Consider the following 21,454-nt stretch of genomic DNA (forward strand, 5'->3'; position numbering starts at 1 on the left):
CTCGCCGCCACCCACCAGGGAACCACCTACGCCATGCCCGGCTGCGCAGGCAAGTGAGGAGGGGTTCGAGTTGGGCACGTGAAAACAGGGTGTCGGGCGCAGAGCGGAGTCGTTGGGCAGTTGCTGATGTCAGCTGCCGGATCGAGAGCAGTGAGAAAACGTAGCGGGATACGCAATCTCACAACCGTGTAGTTGATGGTGCAGACATGGACAGAACAGGAGGTTCGGGTGCCGAAGAAGAAGCAGAAGAAACGGTCTCGGCATCGGGGAGGAGCACAGGCAGTCGCACGACGGGAGCTGGTGCCCCAGCCCCGCCTCAACACCCCCGCCGATACTCCCGACGCGTACGACGACTTGGAACCATGGGGCCCTGAACCAGGACCGGTTGGGTACTCAACGGGCGGCGCGCCGGTGCACCTCAAATTCGCCACGGGGACCCTGCCGGCTGTGCGCCTGAGCTTCGGCGACCTGTTCGCCCAGGAGCGCCGGCGTCCCATTCGCGAAGGCTGGGGTTTCACCGTGGAACTGCCGGCCGTGCTGGAGCTGCTGGAGCGGATCGACGATGGCCGGGTCAGCGCTCTCGACGCCCGGAGCGCCCTCGCGGAGGCAGCGGATCTGCTGTACGACACATTCCGATGCTTCGAAGCCGAAGACCCCGGCGAGCTGCGCGCAATGTGTCGGCAGGCCGGTGGGTGCGCTCTGTGCGACGATCGCCGCCCCTGGTTCGAGGGGCTTCTGAACGGTTCGGATGCCCGATGGGCGCGGCTGCAGCAGCCGGCGAAGTACCCGTTTGCCACAGGCCGACACGGTCTTCACGAGACCGAATGCTCCGTGGTCAAGCGCGAGACACCGTCGGACTACTCCCGGCCGACAGGTGATGTCTACGTCGCCGCGTTGAACGCCTTCAGCCACACCGTCGACCCCCACAGTTCCCGGGAGGACTTCGAAGGTTCTCGCGACTATCCGCGCTTTGAGGCCATGACCGCGCAGGAGGCTCGAAAATGGGTCCTCGACCGAACAGGGCCGAAGGGCGGCCGCAACTACAAGCGGTGTCAGAGGTGCGCTCCTGCAGTCTGAACGCCCCTTTCGGAGTGCTGACCGTCAGGTCGGTGAGCCGCGGCCTGGCCGCGATCACCGCCACCCACCACGGAGCCACCTACACGACGCCGCCTCGCCCGGGCCGCCCGGGCGCCGGGGCGGCCTTTCGGCGTCTACGCTGAGCGCAGCCGTCCCGGCGGCCCCCCGTGCCGCCGGGACGGCTTTCGTGGTGTTCCGGCCGAAATCCAGCGTTCGGGTATGGGTGTCCGTGGTTCTGGCTAGCGTGATCGTCGTCTGTCTGCTGGACGACGAGAGGACCGCTGGTGCCCGAACTGCCCGCCCCGACGCGGCTGTCGCCCATCCGTGACGATCACGCCTGGCACTTCCCGGACATCAACGGCCACCGCACGCATGTGCGGCTGCGGGTGTGGCGAACTGGCCGGCCAGGCCGGGAAGCTAGCGCGGGACCTGGAGGCGGCGGTGGACAGCCACCGAGGTGTTCGTGCGGGCGAAGACGCTGACCGCGTGTACGGGGTGAGGTGCCGCACCCAACGGCGTAGGCGGGGTCTGACGGCTCTCCCGGCTCCTTCCGGCGGATGATCAGCCTTCCGCTTCGAGTTGCTTGAGTAGAGAGCGTCTGGCGTCCAGGGCCGAGGATTTGGCGGCGATCTCAGCTGCCCAGGCAGCCAGTTCCACTGCCAGCTCCGTGAGGGGCTTGCCCGTGTTGATGTTGTTCGCGCGGTAGTGGGCGTGCACGTTGTAGCCCCGGCCGCTCCCGGAGCCGAGTTCCTGGTATGAGTCCGCGATTCCGTGCATTGCCCCGCTGAGGCCGGAAGTCGTCAGCTGGATCTCTTCGCGCAGCCTGGTGACCGCGTCTTGGGCTTCGCTCTCGGCATCGCTCATGCCTTCATGGTTCCAGCCGGCGCTCCAGGTCAGGGCGGGATTCCTCGAAAGGGAGCGAGCCTACGTGGGTCTGTGCCAGATCCTGGGATCTTGCGCCGAGGGCATCGCGGTGCGCTGACTGCCTTTCGAAGGATTCAGCAAAACCGCAATGCTCGCTAAGCGTTTCGTTTAGTGTGTGTGAGTGGCTTTCCTCAGGACGCGCGACTACTCCCTTGCCGATACCTACTCCAGCGCCGATCTCGCACGGCTGACCGGACTCAGCCGCGGCCGGATCTCTCAACTCCGTGCCGATACAGGCCCAGACACCCTGCCCGAGCCGGATGCCGAAGCAAGTACCCCGGCGCGGCCGCTGTGGCGCGGTGACACCGTGGCCCGGTGGTGTGCGCGGACGGGCCGGCGCCTTCCGCCGCGCACGGCATCGTGGCTGCTGCCTGGCCCGGACGGCCCCCACCTGCGCCGCGACGGTCACACCACACTCCAGCTGCGCCAGGAGGACCTCCCGGACCATCCGGACCTGCAGCGCCCGCCGATCGATGTCCATGTCACCCGCTACACGACTCACGGCGTGTACGAGCCGCACGTATGGGTGGCGACCGTGCTCGTCCCCGGTCACACGAACACCCTGCTGGGCTGGCCGCACGCCTGGCCCCATGGGAATCCCTTGCGCAACCTGGTGCACGAAATCCTCACCGACATCGACACCGATCCAGACCCCAGCGTCGCAGGCGGCCTGCTGGGCACGCTGGTGCTGCTGCCCACCCTCGCCGAGCCCCAATACACCTCCCTCTTCTGGGAGGTACGCCTGCTCGACCTGTACACCGCCGACGCTGACGACCACGCCGACGAAGACCTTCAGCGCCGCCTGCGCCGCCTGCGCCCGAACGACGCAGAACTGAGCGACCTTGTCCGTGCCCTCGGCCACCGACTGCCATGGTGGCCACCAGGCTGCGCCACTCCCAGCCTGGCCGCGAGCTGGTCACCCGACGGCCCCCACACGCCGGAACACGTCCCGCCGCCACTGGCCAGCGCGCAAGCATTCCTACGCCGCTGCCACAGAGCCGCCGCCGACCTGGACAGCACCCTGCGCGCCTCCGTCCGGGAGCTGGGCAACTCCCTGTGGCACAGCGCGATCTCCGGGTGGACCCGCGGAGGCTTTCCCGACCACGCCGCCCTGCCCGAGAACTGCGACGCCACCATCTGGCAGACGGCCGTCGAATTCAACCTGGAACCCGCCCCCGCCATCAACGGCGACTTCTGGGACGGCCTGGAATGGGTGATGGAACACGCACCGTCCCAGCGCCTGGCCGCCGACGCACTGCGCTACTTCGGCGACCCGTCCAGCGCCGGCACCGTCGTCGTCGACACGACCCTGCTGCCGCAGCCGATCAAGGCCGCTCTGACCGAGAACGTATCGACGGACACACCCGCAGGGCTGAACGGCAGTTACCGTGCCCAGCGCGTCCTTGACGCTCTCGACGCTCACCCCCACGCCGCCGCGGGGACCTTCCTGGGAACCTGGCCGGCCCCGGCTGGGCCCCCCTGGTGTGCGGTATCACCCGAGCCCCAGCTCACAGCCCTCCACGTCCCGCGCACCATGCCCGCCCCCGGCCCCCCGACCGGGACTCCACTGGAAGCCGTACTTCTGCGCACGGCCGCGCACGGCGCACACTCCTCGGCGCCCGCCATCGGGTTTGTGGTCACTGACCAGGACCAGGTCATGCTCCTGCCCGGCATGGGCCGCGCTGCCGAGCTCGCGGCCGCGGTCGAGCACGTCGTGTGGCACCCCGGCGAGCAGACCTTGGTGGTCGGCCTGATGCCGAGCGCCAACGAACGCCTCATCGCAGCGGTAGAGGCACTCGTGGAGACCGGGCCCCGTACCACGCCCTGGGAGCAGCTGACCGCCGTCGTAGGACCGCACCCGAACGACGTCTACTGCCGGTACTGCCGAAGGGGCCAGCCCGATGAGAACAGCTGAGCCAGGGGAGGGCCTCTGCCCGGAACGGCTCTGGCGCGAATTCCCGGCCGAGAACCGTTGAACAGAGAGAGCCCGGCGGTGGCAGCATCGGCCGGACGCAGAACCAACCGCCGGGCTCACCCCAAACGTACCTACCGCGCCGCCGCTCGGCGTGCCCACCCGCCAGGACCCAGTAGCCGCTGTTCGGGAAGCCGTCGAAGGCCAGCTGGCGAGCGTCACGAGGATCACCAGCAAGCCCCTCAAGGAGATGCACTATGGCGACGTTGCCCGACGAGTCGGCGCAGAGCCTCAAAGCGGAAGAAACGCAGGCCCTGGCCTGGTACCGGTCGCGCCAATCCGCTGGCAATCTGGCGTACGCGACACAGGAGCAGGTGCGGGCCCGGCTGGGCCTGAGCATCGAGGGAAGTCGTACCGCGTCGTCTGGACAGAGCCAGCCATCGACGCGGCCGCCCGGTTCCTGAAGGGCGACCCCGAAGGCCTGCGCCAGCTGATGGACGCCATCGACTTACTCGCAGAGCAGCCGAGACCGGAGGGCACCGCCGAGTACGGTTCCACCGAGCTGCGGCGGATGCACGTGGGGCGCTACCGGGTGCTGTACGAGATCACGGAGGCGACCGTCACCATCGTGGTCATCCACGTCGGCCGGACTGGCTGACCGCTGCCTCACGCGCGCTCCAGGTGCCGGCGCGGCCGACGGCGGGCCGGCACCTGCTGCCGACGACCAGGCGCCGGAGCCGGTCACCTTCCCGCCCCGGACGCCAACTCGCCAGATGGATGGTTGAGTTAACGGCACCGACGCGCGGGTTCGACTAGGTTTGGAACTGAGGTTCGATTTTGAGGTTAGGGAAAACGTCGAGAAGCTCGCCGAGTCCGGAGGGCGCACCCCGCCACCCCCGCGGCGAATGCATCGTTAGGCAGCGCATTACGCCCGGCCCGAGCGGCGGCGTGGTGCGCACGGCAGGAGGAGACCGGTGAGCGACCGCAGTGCCATTGAGTGGACCGAAGCCACCTGGAACCCCACCACAGGGTGCGACCGCGTCTCGGCCGGCTGCGACAACTGCTACGCCCTCGCGCTCGCCAAACGCCTCAAAGCGATGGGGGCCTCGAAGTACCAGAACGACGGCGACCCCCGAACATCCGGCCCCGGCTTCGGAGTCACCCTGCACTCGGACGCCCTGGACACGCCCTACGGCTGGAAGAGCCCGCGGGTGGTGTTCGTCAACTCCATGTCCGACCTCTTCCACGCACGCGTCCCGCTGAGCTTCGTCCGGCAGGTCTTCGAGGTCATCGCCGATACCCCGCAGCACACCTACCAGGTGCTCACCAAGCGAGCCCGCCGCCTGCGCCAGCTGGCGCCGAAACTCCAGTGGCCCGAGAACCTCTGGATGGGCGTCTCCGTGGAGTCCGAAGCCGAGCTGGCCCGCGTGGACGATCTGCGCCAGGTCCCCGCTGCCGTACGGTTCCTGTCCTGCGAACCGCTTCTCGGGCCGCTGCCCGGCCTCGAACTGGACGGCATTCACTGGGTCATTGCCGGCGGCGAGTCCGGACCCCGCCACCGGCCTCTCGACGAGCAGTGGGTCACCGACATCCGGGACACCTGCCAGGCCGCCGACGTGGCCTTCTTCTTCAAACAGTGGGGTGGCCGCACCCCCAAGGCCGGCGGCCGGGAGCTGGCGGGCCGGACCTGGGACGAGATGCCGCAGCCCGTCGCAGCCTGAGACGCCGCGGCCCCGGTGGGCCCTGCCGTCCACCGGGGCCGCGCCATGCTCAGGCCACCCGCGGCGGCCACACCGTGATTTCCCGCGTCCGTTTCTCTCCCACACCGTTGCTGGGCGTCTTGCCTTCCTGGTGCAGGAACTTCACCGCCTTGCGCGCGACCGGCTCGGTGACTTGGCCGTAGTACTCCCCGAACACGTCCAGGGTGTGGTCGACCAGCTTGATCGGGCGCCCGGTGCGCCGCAGCAACAACTCCAGGTTGGCCGCCATAGCCGGCACCGCTTCCTCCTCCACTTGCAGCGGATCCGGCCGCAGCATGGAGGTCGTGGAGAACAGGGTGCCCTCCTCCTTCTGTTCCTCGCGCAGCTCCAAGGTCTTCCACCACTCATCCCGCGCTCGGGCCATCGCATCGCCGAACACCCACAGGCCGTACTGGCTGCGTGTGGCGAAGACCAGGTGGTAGACCGGCTTGACGTGCGGGGCGGAGGCCACCGGCACCGACTGCACGAACATTCCCGTCTGTTCCTTCAGACGCCGCGCGTACTCGGCAGCCACAGCTTCCGCCGCGCCTTGCTCCGCTCCGTCCGAGGCGAAGTAGTCGCGCCACCAGCGCCCGCCGCAGACCTCGTCGAACCGCTCCAGAGACCGCTCGTTGCCCTTGGGGGAGCGCACATGGCCGCCCAGACGCCACACCGCCATCATGCTGAAGTTCATCAGCAGCTCGGTCGCCGGTCGCCGCTCCCGACGACACCGGGCCAGCACATCCACCAAGCGCTCCATCGGAAGGCACAGCCCGCAAGGGTCCAGGAACAGGAACAGCGGCACCCCCGCCGCCCTGCGCACCACATCGTCCAGGACGTCACCGACCTCGCCCTGATGCGCCTGGGCATGCACGCCGCGGGCCCGGTAGCTCTGGACTATCTCCCGTAACCGGGCAAAGGACTTGGCCTGTTGCTCCACAAAGAAGCAGTCCAGGTTCATCCCCATTTTCCGGTGGTGGGAGGCCACCCTCAACGCGATCTCCGCAGAGGCCGGCTCACCGCTCTCGTACCGGCCCTCGCCGGCATACCCGTCCAGGTAGACGACCCGGCCCTCCCGGGATTGCGTGCCCGTCATCCCCCCGAAGGGCGGCAGATACCGCCGCAGCAACTCATGCTTGAACACAGCCGGCAGCGCCTTGCCCTGCCAGTAGGTCCCGCCCGTACCCGTCGACACGCCCCACCCCCGTCACAAGGTCAACACACTCCGTAATGGTGTAGGACCAGGCTCCGCCAGGCAACAAGGCTTTCCGAGCCGTGGTGGGCGCAGTTCAACTGAGGCGGCCGGCCTGGCGCCTTCGGGCTCCGGTGTCCTGACGTCCACCGACCTCCTCCACCGTCGCTCGCGAACGCGCCACTGGCGTTCTTTCCAGCCAATCACTGTCCAGTGAATAGACATGTCCAGTTTCTAGACACATAATGTGTGTGTGAGTACGGAACGAGAGAACGCGCTCGCCGCACTGCGCGAGTGGTCCGTCCCCGGCCGCCGTGCGGACCTGGCCGCAGCGGCCTGGCGGGCGGGAGCCACTGTGGTGGCGATCACCGAGGCCGCTCGTGTCGGCAGCCGCCAGACCATCTACGACGACCTCAAGTCCCGGGGCATCGACCCCCGCAACCGACCCAAGGAGAAGAACGTGACCACAGTGACTGTCGACGGCCTCACCGGCGTCAACGACGACCAGCCGGGAGGCGCGCTCTACAACGCCGTCGTGGCCAAGCACGAAGGTCGACAGGCTCCCGCTCCGGCGGAGTTCAACAGGATGATGGCCCTGAGTCTGGCACTGGGGCAGTACAACGACCTGCGGTCTCGCCTCGCCGAGGAGGAAGAGGCCCGCGCCGAGCGCGACCGCGCCCTGCACCTGGTCGACGTCCGGTGGGAGGCGCTGGCGGACCCGAACTCCAAGGGCAGCTGGTTGCACGGCCACCAGGCGTACATCCGGGGCGTGGACGACGCCCATCGCGCCATTGATGCGTGGAAGGGCGCCGTTGAGACCTTGATGAGCCTGGCGTCCCTCCGTCGTGGAGAAGACTCTGACCGGCTGGTCGACGCCTACGAGCAGTCCATCCTCCCCGCCGGCCACCCGCCCGTGAACAAGCCCGACATCGATGCCGAAGTCGAGGCCACCCGACTGCACGAGGAACTGGACGCCGAGCACGCTCGCCGCCAGGCCCTCGCTGCCGAGACCCTCGGCCTGGCCGCCCGGAACTGACCAAGAGGCAGCCCGCTCCACCAGCTCCGGGCGGACATCACGGCCATGGGGTGCGCGGCACGCCGCCCGGCTCATCCTCCCGGAGGCGCCGCTGTAGAGCCTCTATGGTCTCACTATGGACTCGACGACGATTCAGGTACAGCGGGAGACCCGCGACCACCTGGCCGAGCTCGCCAAGGAACGCGGCGTGAGTATCGGTCAGGTGGTCGAAGCGCTCGCCGCCCAGCAGCCGACGGCAGCTCAGCGTGCCGAACAGCTGGCCGCCGACCGGGAGGTGGTACGCCGCACGATGGGCGTAGACATCCCCGACGAGGAGTTCGAGCAAGCCCTCGACGTGCTCGGCAACATCTACAAGATCTCTGCCGAGAAGGTCCGGGCCGCCCGGGCCACCGCAGCATGATCATCCTCGACACCAGCGCCGTGAGGGCACTCGCCGGCGGCCACAAAACGCTGAACCTCCTGGCCGGCAACATGGCGAAGACTCCCGGCGAACGTCTCTGCATCCCCGCCCTGTGCCTGGCCCATGCCGGAGTCGGCGGAGCGAACCTCGCGCAGCGCGTCCTCGCCTTCTCCTCCGTGGTCGTCGACAGCCTCGACACGAGGGCCGCCGGCAGTGTCGGCACCATGATCCGCGAAGGCTACGGCGGCCCCGACGCCTGCCACGCCCTGTACTGCGCGCTGCCACGCCCCGAGTTCACCGGTATGGCGATCCTGCTGACCGGCGACGAGGACTCCTACCCGCCCGGCGTGGTCACCGTCGACATCGACTCACCCGGAATGCTGGGCTTCCACTGACCGGGCAACGCCAAGATCGACATATCCGGCGGCCCCCCAGATCGACCACTCGTCACGCGGCGCGGACACGCCGCCCACCGGACACGAAGGCCCGACAGCCGTCGGCCGGACAAAATGGCCCGGAACGACAAGGTGAGGTGAGCGATGCGGCACTGGCACGACGACCCTGGCGCCCTGGCCTGGCGCCAGTCTGCCGAGGCAGCCGACCGGCACCGAGGGACGGTTATGCCGCCGGAGCAGCTCCCGGGCCTCATCGCCGGCAGGGCGGAGGTGGCACTCGCGTGGCAGTTGCTGGCCGGTCCCCTGACCCCGGTGGACCTGACCCCGGGGCGGATGGCACTGCGCCGGGCGCTGAAGATCTTGCCTCAGTCCGGTCCCGATCCGAACTGCTATGAGCAACGCTGGCGCGATCGGGGTTGGAGCGGTGGACAGCCGCTGGAGTTGTGCAAGCGGCCGACGTGTGGCCGGTGTGTCCCGCTGCGGCTGACCGGACACCGCTGACGTTCCGCGGCCGGGAGCTCAGGCCAGACGTGCTCGAAGAGCTGCTCTTTCGACAAGGCGTGGGGCAACTGCGGGGCTGGAGGCACTCGATGGCCGAGCACGGCCGGTAGACCGGACAGCGGGGCGGAACGAGCGAGGCGGCTACCGCTGCCGCTTCGCCGACGGAGCACCTCGTCCGGCGCCTTCGAGCCGCGCGGGAGGCCTCCCGCGGGCCCAACGGGCGTAGCCCGTCCGAGTGGAGAGATTCCAGCACGGCGTGGTCCCGGGCGTCTGATGTTGCTGGTCGGCCACCATGCTGAGCTGTAGCTGGAGGAGAAGAAGAGGCCGTGGCATCGGAGAAAGTACCCCTGGGGCGGAAACTGGCTGTCCGGCTGGTCCCCTACGGCACCCCCGCGGCCGGCGTCACCGTGATCAGCTGCCTGGGCGGCGGCTGCCCGGCAGACCCGACGCGATACCGCGATCCAGTCGATGCACGAACAGCCGCACGCACACATGTCGCCTGGCACATCAAAGAGTTCGGCCCTCCGGCGCAGCGCGCCCTGTGCCGGTGCGGCCATGGCCGCTGTGGCTGGCACCCCCGGCACAGAGTGACCCGCTGCGCCGGGCCCGTCGCCCTGGTGCTCGTACCCGACGTCGAAGGCCGAGTGTGGGTCATCGCCGAGATCTGCGCGAACTGCGCCGAGGCCATGCCCCGCGTCAAGGTGCTCAGTGGTGGCCGGCCACGGGAGCAACAGCCCGTCGCAGTCGCCGCGCGACCCGCTGCCGTCGACCCGCCGCCGACCGCGAGCCCGCCCGCGCGGCCGGACCTTTCCGTTCCACCGCCGGCGAAGAAGACGAAGACCGTCGAAGCGAAGGCATCCGAGGGCGACCGTGCCCGAAAATGCGAGATCTGCGCGACCGAGGCTCGCCCGACAACGCCCCCCGACGCAGTCCAGGAACAGGATCCGGACCAAGCCCAGCCCGTGCCCGCAAGATTCGGTGCCCTCGCCGCGGACACACTGCGCTACCTCGACTGTGGCCAGGCCGGCCACAGTCCCGAAGCCCGCCTGCTGGCACTGCTGCTCACGCTACGGATGCGCCGTGACGGCACGTTCTTCATGCGCAGCTGCGAGCTGTCGGCGCTGCGCATGGATCTACCTCCCTGGGCGCTGAAGGAACTGATCGTCTGCGGCTGGGCCGACGCTTCGTTCGAGGAGGTCTGCGCTGCGGGCCCCGGCGACAGAAATGTCGAATGCCGCATCCCCGAGCTCCGCGACGGACTCAGCCACCTGGGCATCACCCCCTCCGTGCGGTCACGTGTCAACGCCTGGGCCCTGAACGTCGCGTGCCATCCATCGCTGATGGACCGGCCCGCGGGCATCCGGCTCGGCGCCTTCTACGCCACCGCCCATTGCAACGCCACAGGCCACGCGGCGATCTACCCGCGGGACATGGCCAAGCTCTGCCGCTACACCTCGCGGGACCTGGCCCTGCCGGCCCTTGAGGCACTGCAAAAATCCCGGTGGCTCCGCCAGGTTCAACCCGGCTACCGGGCGGGGGACCCCATCAAGATCACACTCAGTCAGAGCGCGCGCCGCTTCGCCCCAGGGGCAACCTCCCTGCCCACACCCACTCAGCCGGGTCCCCATCCGAAGCCCCTTGCTGTCCGCGGCCGCGGGCACGAAATCGCCGCCTGGGTGGACTCCTACGTGGCCCGCCACCACCACGGCCCTCGAAATCGCGAGCTGTTCGCCGCCCATTATGAGGAGGACCCTCGGGCACGGTGGACGGACGTGATGATGGCCGGCGCCCTGGCGCGACTCGCCGACGACGGCTGGCTCCTCACCGACAACAACCGCTGGTACCGGACCCGCCCCGGACCTACCTATCTACGCCGGCTCCTCCGCGAACAAGCCACCGACCCGCCTCCCCAGCCCACACGGCATCGCCAGCCATCACCGCTCGCAGCCGACGCCGAGGGCCAGACCCTGCGTGGACTGTGGAACATTCCCGGTGCTGAAGCAGTACTGGGGCCCTGTCCTCAGTAGAAGTCGCCGGATCCGCATGACGTCGGCGGTAACCGGTCCCGGATGGTGTGACGGCGGTGCTGATCAGCCGTCCCGCTCTTCGGGCTCGTGGGTTCGGCTTCCACGGAGCGGAGGCGGTACGAAAAATGCCGGCGCCCACAGTCCGCCGAGGCGGGTGGCAAGGGCGCCGGCCCCGAAAAGCACTCCCAGGATTTCTCCAGGACGTTGCTCTGGTGCCAAGTGTAGCGGGACAGACGCCGGACGCCGGTCCCGTACTTGCCGACGTGACACAACATAGTTATATTTCTCTCGTCGTCTGAGCGGCGGTGGCCGCGCGCAGGAACGTGGTGTTCGGCGCTCGTGACGTCAGCGCGACCCATTCCCCCCAGGTTTCGGCTTCCGCCCTGGGCGGGCGCGCTTCGCCGGCCGCCTACACATATGAAGGAGACCGTGATGATCCGCGCTGGACGCATCGGACAGGTTCAGACCATGGCTGACCTGGCCGCCGCGCATAAGCCAAAGCCGATCTCCCTGGGGAGGTTCCGCAACATCAAGCCGCACATGCGCGAAGGCTTCCCGTCGCCGATCAGCTCGCCACGCGCCAGGGTGGTGCTGTGGGACGCGGAGCAGACGGCCGCGTACGACGCCGGCTTGCCCATCCCCGACCTCCCGAGCGAGGACAGTGACGAGGACCTGCTGGACCGCGCGGAAGCCGCCGCCGAGCTCGGCGTCACCCTGACGACGTGGAGCGACTACCGGTACGACCCCAGGATCTCCGAGCACGTCGTCCTGGTCCCCGAACGCGAACCCGGCGATGACAGGCCCCAGGTCGAACACTGGCCACGGCACGCCATCCGCGCCTTCAAGGACGGCCGGCCAGGCCAGGGCAAAGGCCCGACAGTCGGCAAGCCCAAAGGCGCCGGCGACATGATCCCCCGAGACCAGATCCGGCCGCGTATCGCCGAGTTGCTCGATGCCGACCCGGCCATCACCACTGGCGCGGTCGTCGACGAACTGGGCCTGGGCACGGCTACCGTCATGCGCGGCCTCGCCCATCTGCGGGGGCAGCGCATCACCGACCTGGTCGAAGCCGACCCTTCCCTGTCCCTCGACGCCGCGGCGGCACAGCTCGGATACCCGGCCTTCGCGCGGCGGCGTGCCATCACGGTCGCGCAGGACGAGCAGCGCCGGCGCGCTGTCCGGCCCTACCTGCAGGGCGTCGCGGACGCCCTTGCCGGCGCCGGTTCGGCTGAAGCCGGCGAGGTGGAGGTGCTGAACGCGGGGGACCACCTGGCGGCCGCGATCCTGCTCCGCCCCGAACAGCCGGCCCAGGCCTTGGTATGGGACGAGCGGTACGGATGGCGCACCGCCACCAGCCGACGGCATCCCATCGGCAAGGACCCCGTCCCCGAGGGCGAAGGGATCCGCTACCTCAGCACCGAGGTGCGACCGGAGCCGGCCGAGGTGCTGGAAGCCCTCTCCGACCGGCGCCGCGGCAGGAAGCACCCGTAGCGACGGTCGTGGTCGTCGACAGCTGCTGATCTCGACCATCCGGGCATAAGTCACGTACGGGCTGCCTGTATGGCGCGTGAACCCAGCCGGTGAGCCGAAACGGGTCCGCCGGGTGGCTCTCGGGCGGCATAGTTCGGGGGGTGCCCCCGGACCACCTGGACCTGCCCGCTCGCCGCCGCCGCCACGCGCGGCTGATCGCCGCTCTGACCGGGTTGATCGGCGCCTGTGCCGAAGCCGCCGACTTGGTGTACTGGCCGATAGCCACCGCCCCACCCGGCCAGGAGGCGGTGGCAGTGGACGTCATGCCGCTCAAAAAGGTCGCCCTCACCGCCGCCATCGCGCTGGACCACGCCCGCGATGCGGACAAAGACCGGTGGCCGACCGCTGTCGCGCGGGAGCAGGAGGACGCCGCGCGCACCTACGCCGCGCGGTGCGTCGTCGCACGGGCACAGGACCTCCTGGAGGAGCCTGGGCCACTCGACATGCCGCCCCTGACCGCGGAGCACGCTGCCGAAGCGGACCTGATCAGTGCGGGCGCCACGGTGGCCACGCGGTGGCGGCGCGATCCCGAGCAGGCAGTCGCCCTGGTGCGCGAGCTGGCCGCCGACGGCGAGCTCTCCGTGAACGAGATCCTCGACGCGGCGGTCGACTCCACCGTGCTGACCGGGCTGGTCGCGCTGCATGACGCCGTCGACACACCCGACCCGAGTACTGCGGCGGAGAAGTGCGTGGAAGCCACCCCCTACCTGGCCCTGGCTGTGACCCTGGCGAGCGTCGACCTGGACTGATCGAGTCAGCAGCACCGGACAACGGACCCCGCCTCCTGGACGACACCACCGACAGCCAGCGCTTCGCTGCCGGCGGCTGCGGCTTGGCATGCTGGGCCGAATGGGTGAGTGCGGGGCTCGGCCGGCGCGATATCGTGGGCTGCCTGATGACCGCTGATTTCCATGATCTGGCAGGAGTGCACCGCGTGGCTGAGGACCCCATCGCGCAGAGCGAGATCTCCGCGCTCACCCGCCGTTTCGAGCTGGGGCACGAGACGACCGCCCGCGAGTTCGGGATCGTCAAGTCAGATCTCACGGCGGTGCGGCTCCAGGTGGGGAACCTGGACCAGAAGGTGGGCGGGCTGGACGAGAAGGTGGACCAGCTCACTGCAGACGTGAGCGCGGTCAGCGGCCGCCTCGATGCCCTCGCGGGTGAGATGCGCACGGGGAACGCGCAGATCCTGGAGCTGCTCTCCCAGCTCGTGGGGCGGAACCCCGACGCCAGTTGACCATCGCGGACAACGGTGCCCGGACCTGATCTTCAGGCCCGGGCAGCCTTCGTCGTGGGACGCCGGGCAGCCATGCGGCCGGCGCCTCGGCGGCATCACGAGGCAGGGGCGCCCGCCGTTAACACTCTGCTCGTACGGTGCCGCATCCCGGATGGAGTCCCTTTACTACTCGGAACATCGGACGTCGTGCAGCCGCGCGGCTCCGGATCGGCAAGGGGCACGACCCGCTCGCCGATCCGGAGGCTGATGCCGTGGTACCCGACCTGATCCGCTCTCTGCCGTCTGCGGCGTTGCCCGCCTCCGCCGGCTGTTGCGCCATGCGGGCCCGCGCCGGGTCCGCCGGGTGGTAGAACCCGGTATGACGTTCACAACGCCGGCTGTGACTGCCGCCGGCATCAAGGCATCCGGCAGCCTGGCCAGCGCACTCATCGGGCGGTACCGGCCCACGGGCGTGCCCCGGCTGGGCAGCAAGGAGGAGCGACGCGAGGCGTACGGCCGGCTGCTGGACTCCGCGGCCCGCGCGTTCGGCTACGGCTACCAGATGGCCCACCTGCGGCGCGAAGCCGGCCGGGCGGCGAACAAGCTGCTGCTCGGGCAGGTTCCGCAGACCTGGGAGGTCACCAGCGACCTCATCGGCGCGCTGAACGGCGTGCAGCTGTGCGGCAGCATGCCCGTCATCGCCGCCGCGGAGAACCTCGTCACGGCGATCAGCGACCTGGACCTGAACGAGAAGAGCGACGCCCGCTTCCAGCAGCAGGCCACCGCGGTGGTCGCAGCAAGAGAAGCGTTCATGGACGCCTGCCGGACGGACCTCGCCTACACCACCCGTTGGTGGCAGGTCCGGCGACGACGCGGAGAGCGCCGCTTCCTGCGTCAGCAGCAGGCCGACCGTACAGCCGCGCGGTGACACAGGGCTGCTGACAGGGGCTCGGCGGAACCGCCCGCCGGACCCCGGACTACTGGCGGGAGCGGCGGGCGGCCTGAACGCTCTGCTCCAGCGCCTCCAAAAGGTCGACGGCGGGCTGCTGCGGCGCCGGCAGTTCCGGGACGTCGCCACCCTCGACCTTGGCCGCCACCAGCTGCTCCAGCGCGTGCCCGTACTCGTCCTCCAGCTGCTGCATCTCGATACCCGTCAGCTCGGACAGCAGCAGTTCGGCGAGCTGCAGTTCCCGGTCGGTGACGGGCACCGACGGGCCCAGGTCCCCCGGCTCGCGCACTTCGTCGGCCCACAGCAGGGTCTGCAGCACGAGCACCCCACGTCTGGGGCGCAGAATCGCGAGTCGCTCGCGCTGGCGGAGGGCGATTTTGCAGATGCCCACGGAGCCCGTGCCCGCGAGGGCCTCGGTCAGCAGGACGTACGGGCGGTCCGCGGCCGGCCCGTCGGGGGCCGCGTAGTAGGCCCGGTCGTAGCTGATCGGGTCGATATCGGCTCCCGGGACGAAGCCGAGCACCTCCGCCGTGTGCTTGGTGGGCAGAGGCAGGCGTTCGAGGTCTTCGTCGGTGATCGGCACCAGCCGTCCGTCCGGCAGCTCCACCGCCCGCCCGACGTCCCCGTACGGGACCTCTTCCTGGGTGCCTTCCCGCTCGCAGACGCGCTTGTGACGGATCCGGCCGCCGTCGCGGTGGTGAATCTCCCGGAACTTCCCGCGATGGGACTCGGTCGCGGAGGCCAAACGTACGGGCAAGGCCACCATGCCGAAGGTGATGACGCCTCGCCAGACGGTCCGCATCGGCGGGTTGGTTTCCATGCCCTTAAGCCTCCGGCGGGCGCCGGCAGGCCGCACCGCGGACTACTCCACGAAGCGCTGACGGCTCGGCCGGAGACGCCCGCCAGGAACTCCGGCGCGCCCTCGCGGTCCGGCAGTGGTCGTCGACCGACGTTCGCGGCGCGTTGCCGGGTTGACGGTCGTTGGCGCGATGGGTAGACCCATGGGGCTGATATCTCATCTGACCTGGGAGCCGTATGTTTTCCGCGCGCCGCTTGGCTGCTGTGGCCTGCCCGTTGCTGGTCTTGTCCGCGGCCGCGTGCACTCCCGGCGCCGCCCACCAGGATGCGAAGCCGCCGTCGGCGGGCCCGAGCGCCTCGTCGTCCGGCGGCAAGAACGGCGGCCTTCGTCTGACGGACGCGATCGGCCGGCTGAAGGTGGCCCGCGAATCCCGGAGCGGGTATGAGCGGGATCGGTTCCGGCTGTGGACCGACGCGGACCACGACGGCTGCGACACCCGCAAGGAAGTGCTCCTGGCCGAGGCGGTGAAGAAGCCGCGGCAGGGCAGGGGCTGCAAGCTGATCGGGGGCAGCTGGAGCTCGTACTACGACGACAAGACTGTCACCGACGCCCGCAAGCTCGACATCGACCACGTCGTGCCCCTCGCCGAAGCCTGGGACTCTGGCGCCTCGAAGTGGACGCCGGAGCGCCGGGAGCAGTACGCCAACGACCTGGGCAGCGAGCGAAGTCTCGTCGCGGTTAGCCTGGGCCCGAACAGGACCAAGGGCGACAAGGACCCGGCCGAGTGGATGCCGCCGGCGAAGGACGCCACCTGCACCTACGCCGCCGACTGGGTCACGGCGAAGCTCCGCTGGCAGCTGACCGCTGACCGCGCCGAGATCAAGGCCCTGCGCACGACCGCCGCGGGCTGCAAGGACGCGACGGTGACGGTTACACCGGCGCCGTAGCCCGCTGTTGAGCAGGGATAGTCGCGGCGGCGTGACGACTCGGTGGGCAGCCTGGAGCCAGCAGCAACAGGGGGCTGGATGGTTGGCGCCACCGAGGCTTTTCCGCAACTCTCGACATGGGCCCTAATTTAGGGTGTAGCGTGTGGGTGTGGCCGGGGAACAAGCCTCAGCCCGCTCCGTAAGACACTCGGAGATTCCCTGAGAGGGACACTCATGAGCGTTCGCATCATCGACTGCGTCACGGCCGACGAGCTGTACCGCCACTACGACGGTCAGTCCGACGCACAGGACTCCTATATCGAACTCGACCTGCGCGAGGGGGGGACCCTCCTCGCCGACTACAACTCCGAGATCGGCAACGCCGTTCCGGGGTCCGTCTACCACGGCTTCGAGATCCGCTACAGCATCCCCGCCCTCACGGCCGCCGCCGCCAACCGCGTCATGCGGGAGATCGCCCCCTTCGCCGAGCGGATGCTGGCCGACTGGGAGGAGAAGTGGGACGGCAACAACCACGTGGCCGTCCTCGGCGAGGACGCCCAGGCCGCCAGCGAGGAGATCGAGGAGCACCTGGGCTGCAACGAGTACGGCGACGGCGACGACTCCCAGGGCTTCCCCGGCAGCGACCTCGTCTCCGCGTGGGACATCGACGGCGCCACCAACGGCCTGGAGGCCGAGGAATATGGCATCACCGCCGACACCACAGACGCACGCCTGGACGAGATCGAGCGGCAGATCCTGGACGACCTGGCCGGCGTCAGCGAGTCCACGGTGGTCGTCTGCCACGACCTGGCCGGGTACCTCAAGGGCCTGCGTGACGACCTCGCCGACGAGGACCCGCTGACGGCCGCCGAACTCCGCATCGCCCGTGAGTACCTGGGCATGACCGGCGACCAGCTCGCGAAGGTCCTCGGCGTCAACCCGCGCACCCTGCGCTCCTGGGAGCAGGGGCGAGACGACGTACCCGGTCGGATCCGTCCCGAAATCGCCGAGCTGAAGGCCTCCACGGACCAGGCTGTCGCCGACATGGTGACGGCCCACAACGACAGCAACGATGAGCCTCTGCTGACCTACCGCAACGACGAGGAATTCAGCGCCGCACAGAAGGCCGGCCTGCACCAGCACTGGAACCGGTCGGCGTCCTGGCACCGGCAGGTGACCGCCCGCGCCGCCGCGCAGACCGGCGCCCGCATCGACTACGCCGAGGAGACGGGCGAGGACGAGCAGTCAGAGAAGACGCAGCGGTGAGCCCCGCCGCCGCCCGCCGTACCGCGCCCGGTACGGCGGGCTCGCCGGCTTCGGCGAAAAGGACGTGCCGCGAGTGCAGGCAGCCGCCCGCTCCCGGCCACACCCGTTGCCAACGGCACCTTGATCTGCACCGCAAGAGGAGCCGTGACGATCGGAAGCGGCAGCGGGCGGAGAACTTCACCGCGGACACGCGGGAGGCTCTGCTGGGCCTGCTGCGGGCCGGACAGCCACTGATCTCGGCGTGCGCGGACCTGAACATCCCCGTGGCCCGCGTCCATTGGACGGGCTTCGGTGATGCCCGCTGGTCCGCGGACCTGGACGCCGCCCTTATGGAGGGCCGCGATCCGACCATCCGGCACGGCACCAGCCATGCCTACAAGGTCAAGAAGTGCCGCTGCCCGGAGTGCCGGCGCGCGAAGTACCACGAACGCGGCCCCCGGCGAAAAGGCTTACCACCACAGCGGAAACCCGTGGCCCCGGCGCCGACCGCGGAGGCGAACCCGGACAGCTTCCTCGATGCGCGGGATGCGGTGGTGGCCGCCTACCTGGCCGAGGGAACCCCGGACAGGGCACTGTCCCTGCACGGCACCACCACGGCCTGGCTGAAGCGGGAACGCAGGGGCGACGTGGCCTTTGCCCGCCGGATCGACCAGGCGAAGGAGGCGTGGGCGACCCGGCGTGGGAAGGAACGGGCGGCAGCGGCCACCGTGAAGGCGCCCAGGCCGCGTAGGGACCGTCCGACGGTGGGCGAACAGGAACGCGCCGTGCACGTGGCCACACTGCGAGCGGACCTGGAACGGCTGCTGCCGCTGGTGAGGCAGGGCGCGACGCTTAGGGATGTGCAGAGGCAGCTGCAATTCCCTCACAAGCGGCTGGAGAAGATCCGGCGCCTTGTCCCAGAAGCCGAACAGCAGCTCCGCGACGCCTACGCGGCGGGGCCGGGGTTCGGAAGGCGCGGACCGCCGAACGGTACAAGCAGTCCCTTGAGGGTGAGCCGGAAGTACAGGCCACACGTCTCTTCGTAGCGGGTCTGGCGGCAGGCCGACCCCTTGCGGAGGCATGCCGGGAAGCGGGCACCAGCTCCTTGTGGATCCGGCGCCGCTACCTGCGGAACACGGAATTCAAGAAGGTCGTGGATGCCGTGCTGCCCCTGCGCCCCGATATCGACTTCCCCGCATGGATCGCTGACCAGAGCGAGGGTGGCATCCCTCCCTGTCGCCCCAGGCCGCGCTCTGTAGAAGCCGCAGTCGTCCGTGCACCCTTGGACGCTACGGATACGACGGCTGGCGAATTCCGCCCGGAACCCTGATCCGTGCAGCCGCTACCGCGTTACGATGGCCAATCATCTGCCCTGGAGGGTTCCGTTCCGGCAACAACCTCTGGAGTTGGCTATGCCCACGATCTCTCTCGTCTCCGCCAGCGTTGGCGACCAGATCCCTGGCCACGAACTCGCTGACCCTGACTGTCCATCGTTTCCGGGTCTACTCGACCGGCCCGACGTGAAGGCGTGGCTGGACGAGATCGGCTACGGCCCGGACAGCGAAGACGAGCTGGTCTATCTAGTGACCCAGGATGATCGCGGGATGATCCCGGCTGGGTTCGAGCACATCGCCATCAAGGTCTGATCCCTACCTCTACCGTCCTGTTCGCCGAACGGTCGCCGTGACCATTCGGCGAACAGGACGCCAAGCCCGCCTCCCGGGCGGCCGCGCCGCGTGATGAACCAACTTCCTCAGCCACAGATGATTCGCCACCAGCGCCAGCACGATGACGGTCTCCGCTATCAGCAGACAGCCTTTTTGACGCGCTCGTGCCCCAGGCGATGACCGGGACGATGACGCCGGCCAGGCCGATCACCCCGCTCAGTACGGGTGACCCGACGAGCGGGGTGAGCCGGCGGACCGGGTCCTGGCGCGGCGGTGCGGACATGACGAGAATCCTCCCCCTTTGCAGTCAACTGGCCTGTGGTTGATGCGGTCGCGACGCCTCTGGCCGTGGCGGCGTCAGCGCTTGTGCGGCTCCGGGGCTGCCGGGACGGTGTAGGCGAGGTCGAAGCGGTCGGCCGGGACGATGATGTCCGCGGTCTCCACCGCCCGGCCGGCCGTGTCGTAGTGGGTCCGCGCGATCACCGTGGCCAGCGAGCCGACGGTGGCGTCGGCCAGGAGCCGCGCCTGGGCGCGGTCGAGCTGGACGGGCCGCGGGACTTCCACGACCAGAGCGACGGTGATGCCGAGGTGCGCCATCCGCGCGGTGACGCCGTGCCCGGCGAGCGGGCCGCCCTCGGGCAGGACCACCACGGATGCGCCGGTGAGCTCCATGGGTTCCCAGGACGTGGAGACCATCACGGGCCGGTGGCGCGCGTCGAGGTACTCGTAGTGGGTCCTGACGCACAGGTCACCGGCGGCGATGCCCAGGCGCTCGGCGATCTCGGGCGGGGCGGGCAACTTCGCCTCGCTCTCCGCTTCCCAGGTACCGGAGAAGCCGGCCGGGGCGAGCCCAGCAAGGTTCGAGATGCCCTCGGGGCCGGGAGAGCGCAGCAAGGTGCGGCGTTCGTGCGGGGAGCGTACGTAGGTGCCGGATCCGGCGCGCCCCTCCAGCAGGCCCTCGGCGATCAGCACCTCCTGGGCGCGGCGGACGACGTTGTCGCCGAACCCGCCGAGCTCGGCGCCCAGGACGGAGCGGGACGGCAGTTTGTGGCCGGGAGACCAGGTGCCGTCCGCGATGCGGGTACGGATCGCGGCTGCCACCTGCAGGTAGGGAGCCGTCTCTCCTCGCTCGGACATGCCTCTCCTTGCCCGTGGTGCTGCCGTCATTGACAAGCTAGTCCACTAGCCGGAAGCTAGTGGGCTAGGACTGCGTCGAGTGACGGGCTGATCGAACCGTGAGCGTAAAGCGCGACAACCGACATACCGTCACCATCCACGCAGCAACCACCCAGCTCATTGTCCTGACGGGCCAACGCCCCCGTGTCATCGACGAACCCGGCGCTGTCCGGATCGAAGCCGACGTCACCGAGGACCTGCTGACCCGTCACTGGCCGCGCCTGCACGCCGTGCTCGACCTGGGCGTCGCATTCGGCCTGCGCACCACGGCCACCGGACACACCGCCTGGCTGCGCCTCGACAGGGGAGAGAAAACCCGCCCATGACCGCCGCCCCCGCACCCGCCCCGGCCGGCCCCGGCACTCCAGCACTTCGCCAAGGGGCACGGCGCCGAGAACGACTTCGTCATCCTCAGACCCGCGCCTGCGCTACCGGCGCCTGCGCCGCCGTCGCGGCCCTCCAGGCCCGCGACGCCCAGTCCGCTTTTGTGGGCGACTACACCGTGGACGCCCCCGGCGGCCGGCTGCACGTTCGCGTGCGCCCCGGCGGCGAGATGGAGCTCACAGGCCCGGCAGCGGTCATCGCCCAGGGCGCTCTGACCCTCTCCTTGGCTCACGGTCTGCCCGCATCGGGCGGTGTCGAGAAGGGGGCTTGACGGAAACCCTAGAAGCCCAGGTCAGAGGCTTACCGCGGAAGCTGCCGAAAACGCTCCGCTCCCGTTCCCGGAACACTCTGCCCATCGC

At 69.5% G+C, this 21,454-nt stretch carries 22 protein-coding genes; 18 read left to right on the forward strand and 4 right to left on the reverse strand.

Going from position 1 to position 21,454, the window contains the following annotated elements:
• The first annotated feature begins 447 nt into the window (after nucleotides 1-447).
• Complete coding sequence (locus IEY78_RS30070; RefSeq protein ID WP_189103646.1) at nucleotides 448-1,077, forward strand: hypothetical protein; 630 nt, start codon at nucleotides 448-450, stop codon at nucleotides 1,075-1,077.
• Nucleotides 1,078-1,638: 561 nt separating this feature from the next.
• Here IEY78_RS30070 and IEY78_RS30075 read toward each other — a convergent pair.
• Nucleotides 1,639-1,941, reverse strand: a complete 303-nt coding sequence (locus IEY78_RS30075; RefSeq protein WP_189103648.1) for a hypothetical protein — start codon at nucleotides 1,939-1,941, stop codon at nucleotides 1,639-1,641.
• 181 nt (nucleotides 1,942-2,122) lie between these two features.
• Between IEY78_RS30075 and IEY78_RS30080 the strand changes: the two genes are divergently transcribed.
• From IEY78_RS30080 to IEY78_RS30090, 4 genes are all read left to right on the forward strand, one after another.
• Complete coding sequence (locus IEY78_RS30080) at nucleotides 2,123-3,916, forward strand: hypothetical protein (RefSeq protein WP_189103650.1); 1,794 nt, start codon at nucleotides 2,123-2,125, stop codon at nucleotides 3,914-3,916.
• Nucleotides 3,917-4,170: 254 nt separating this feature from the next.
• On the forward strand, nucleotides 4,171-4,377 hold the full coding sequence (locus IEY78_RS34695; RefSeq protein WP_229700260.1) for a hypothetical protein: 207 nt from the start codon (nucleotides 4,171-4,173) through the stop codon (nucleotides 4,375-4,377).
• On the forward strand, nucleotides 4,353-4,571 hold the full coding sequence (locus IEY78_RS34700) for a type II toxin-antitoxin system RelE family toxin (protein ID WP_229700259.1): 219 nt from the start codon (nucleotides 4,353-4,355) through the stop codon (nucleotides 4,569-4,571). Before IEY78_RS34695 ends, IEY78_RS34700 begins: the two co-directional genes overlap by 25 nt.
• 316 nt (nucleotides 4,572-4,887) lie before the next feature.
• Entirely contained in the window at nucleotides 4,888-5,634 is a 747-nt protein-coding gene (locus IEY78_RS30090) for a DUF5131 family protein (protein ID WP_189103652.1), read from the forward strand.
• A gap of 49 nt (nucleotides 5,635-5,683) precedes the next feature.
• Here IEY78_RS30090 and tcmP read toward each other — a convergent pair whose 3' ends face one another.
• Nucleotides 5,684-6,847: a three-Cys-motif partner protein TcmP gene (tcmP, locus tag IEY78_RS30095; RefSeq protein WP_189103654.1), complete on the reverse strand. Its 1,164-nt coding sequence runs from the start codon at nucleotides 6,845-6,847 to the stop codon at nucleotides 5,684-5,686.
• 250 nt (nucleotides 6,848-7,097) lie between these two features.
• On the opposite strand from tcmP, the gene IEY78_RS30100 reads away from it, so the two are divergent.
• The 8 genes from IEY78_RS30100 to IEY78_RS30135 all read left to right on the forward strand — a co-directional run bounded on the left by IEY78_RS30100 (nucleotide 7,098) and on the right by IEY78_RS30135 (nucleotide 14,877).
• A complete protein-coding gene (locus tag IEY78_RS30100; protein WP_189103656.1) occupies nucleotides 7,098-7,880 on the forward strand; it encodes a hypothetical protein in 783 nt (260 codons plus the stop codon).
• A gap of 115 nt (nucleotides 7,881-7,995) precedes the next feature.
• Nucleotides 7,996-8,280 carry a hypothetical protein gene (locus IEY78_RS30105; protein ID WP_189103658.1) on the forward strand — a complete coding sequence of 95 codons (285 nt, stop codon included), beginning with the start codon at nucleotides 7,996-7,998 and terminating at the stop codon, nucleotides 8,278-8,280.
• Nucleotides 8,277-8,675, forward strand: a complete 399-nt coding sequence (locus tag IEY78_RS30110; RefSeq protein WP_189103660.1) for a hypothetical protein — start codon at nucleotides 8,277-8,279, stop codon at nucleotides 8,673-8,675. The genes IEY78_RS30105 and IEY78_RS30110 overlap by 4 nt, the downstream gene beginning before the upstream one ends.
• Nucleotides 8,676-9,793: 1,118 nt before the next feature.
• Nucleotides 9,794-11,203, forward strand: a complete 1,410-nt coding sequence (locus IEY78_RS30115; RefSeq protein ID WP_189103661.1) for a hypothetical protein — start codon at nucleotides 9,794-9,796, stop codon at nucleotides 11,201-11,203.
• 417 nt (nucleotides 11,204-11,620) lie between these two features.
• A complete protein-coding gene (locus IEY78_RS30120) occupies nucleotides 11,621-12,694 on the forward strand; it encodes a DUF6292 family protein (protein WP_229700258.1) in 1,074 nt (357 codons plus the stop codon).
• A gap of 140 nt (nucleotides 12,695-12,834) precedes the next feature.
• Nucleotides 12,835-13,482, forward strand: a complete 648-nt coding sequence (locus IEY78_RS30125; RefSeq protein WP_189103663.1) for a hypothetical protein — start codon at nucleotides 12,835-12,837, stop codon at nucleotides 13,480-13,482.
• Between the two features lie 185 nt (nucleotides 13,483-13,667).
• Complete coding sequence (locus tag IEY78_RS30130) at nucleotides 13,668-13,970, forward strand: hypothetical protein (RefSeq protein ID WP_189103665.1); 303 nt, start codon at nucleotides 13,668-13,670, stop codon at nucleotides 13,968-13,970.
• A 379-nt stretch (nucleotides 13,971-14,349) separates the two neighbouring features.
• Nucleotides 14,350-14,877, forward strand: a complete 528-nt coding sequence (locus IEY78_RS30135) for a hypothetical protein (RefSeq protein ID WP_189103667.1) — start codon at nucleotides 14,350-14,352, stop codon at nucleotides 14,875-14,877.
• Between the two features lie 49 nt (nucleotides 14,878-14,926).
• On the opposite strand, the gene ku is transcribed toward IEY78_RS30135, so the two are convergent.
• Complete coding sequence (ku, locus tag IEY78_RS30140; RefSeq protein ID WP_189103669.1) at nucleotides 14,927-15,718, reverse strand: non-homologous end joining protein Ku; 792 nt, start codon at nucleotides 15,716-15,718, stop codon at nucleotides 14,927-14,929.
• 215 nt (nucleotides 15,719-15,933) lie between these two features.
• On the opposite strand from ku, the gene IEY78_RS30145 reads away from it, so the two are divergent.
• The 4 genes from IEY78_RS30145 (at nucleotide 15,934) to IEY78_RS30160 (ending at nucleotide 19,514) form a co-directional block, all read left to right on the forward strand.
• Nucleotides 15,934-16,644, forward strand: a complete 711-nt coding sequence (locus IEY78_RS30145; protein ID WP_189103671.1) for an HNH endonuclease family protein — start codon at nucleotides 15,934-15,936, stop codon at nucleotides 16,642-16,644.
• 213 nt (nucleotides 16,645-16,857) lie between these two features.
• Nucleotides 16,858-17,889 carry an Aca2/YdiL-like domain-containing protein gene (locus tag IEY78_RS30150; protein WP_189103673.1) on the forward strand — a complete coding sequence of 344 codons (1,032 nt, stop codon included), beginning with the start codon at nucleotides 16,858-16,860 and terminating at the stop codon, nucleotides 17,887-17,889.
• Nucleotides 17,886-18,914 carry a hypothetical protein gene (locus tag IEY78_RS30155; protein ID WP_189103675.1) on the forward strand — a complete coding sequence of 343 codons (1,029 nt, stop codon included), beginning with the start codon at nucleotides 17,886-17,888 and terminating at the stop codon, nucleotides 18,912-18,914. The genes IEY78_RS30150 and IEY78_RS30155 overlap by 4 nt, the downstream gene beginning before the upstream one ends.
• A 309-nt stretch (nucleotides 18,915-19,223) precedes the next feature.
• The gene (locus tag IEY78_RS30160) at nucleotides 19,224-19,514 is read left to right on the forward strand and encodes a hypothetical protein (protein ID WP_189103677.1); all 291 of its coding nucleotides are present in this window, start codon (nucleotides 19,224-19,226) and stop codon (nucleotides 19,512-19,514) included.
• Between the two features lie 378 nt (nucleotides 19,515-19,892).
• On the opposite strand, the gene IEY78_RS30165 is transcribed toward IEY78_RS30160, so the two are convergent.
• The gene (locus tag IEY78_RS30165) at nucleotides 19,893-20,672 is read right to left on the reverse strand and encodes a GntR family transcriptional regulator (protein ID WP_189103679.1); all 780 of its coding nucleotides are present in this window, start codon (nucleotides 20,670-20,672) and stop codon (nucleotides 19,893-19,895) included.
• A 98-nt stretch (nucleotides 20,673-20,770) separates the two neighbouring features.
• On the opposite strand from IEY78_RS30165, the gene IEY78_RS30170 reads away from it, so the two are divergent.
• The gene (locus IEY78_RS30170; RefSeq protein ID WP_189103681.1) at nucleotides 20,771-21,037 is read left to right on the forward strand and encodes a hypothetical protein; all 267 of its coding nucleotides are present in this window, start codon (nucleotides 20,771-20,773) and stop codon (nucleotides 21,035-21,037) included.
• Nucleotides 21,038-21,454: the final 417 nt, after the last annotated feature.

The organism is Streptomyces kronopolitis, assembly GCF_014646275.1.
Taxonomy (GTDB): Bacteria; Actinomycetota; Actinomycetes; order Streptomycetales; family Streptomycetaceae; genus Streptomyces; species Streptomyces kronopolitis.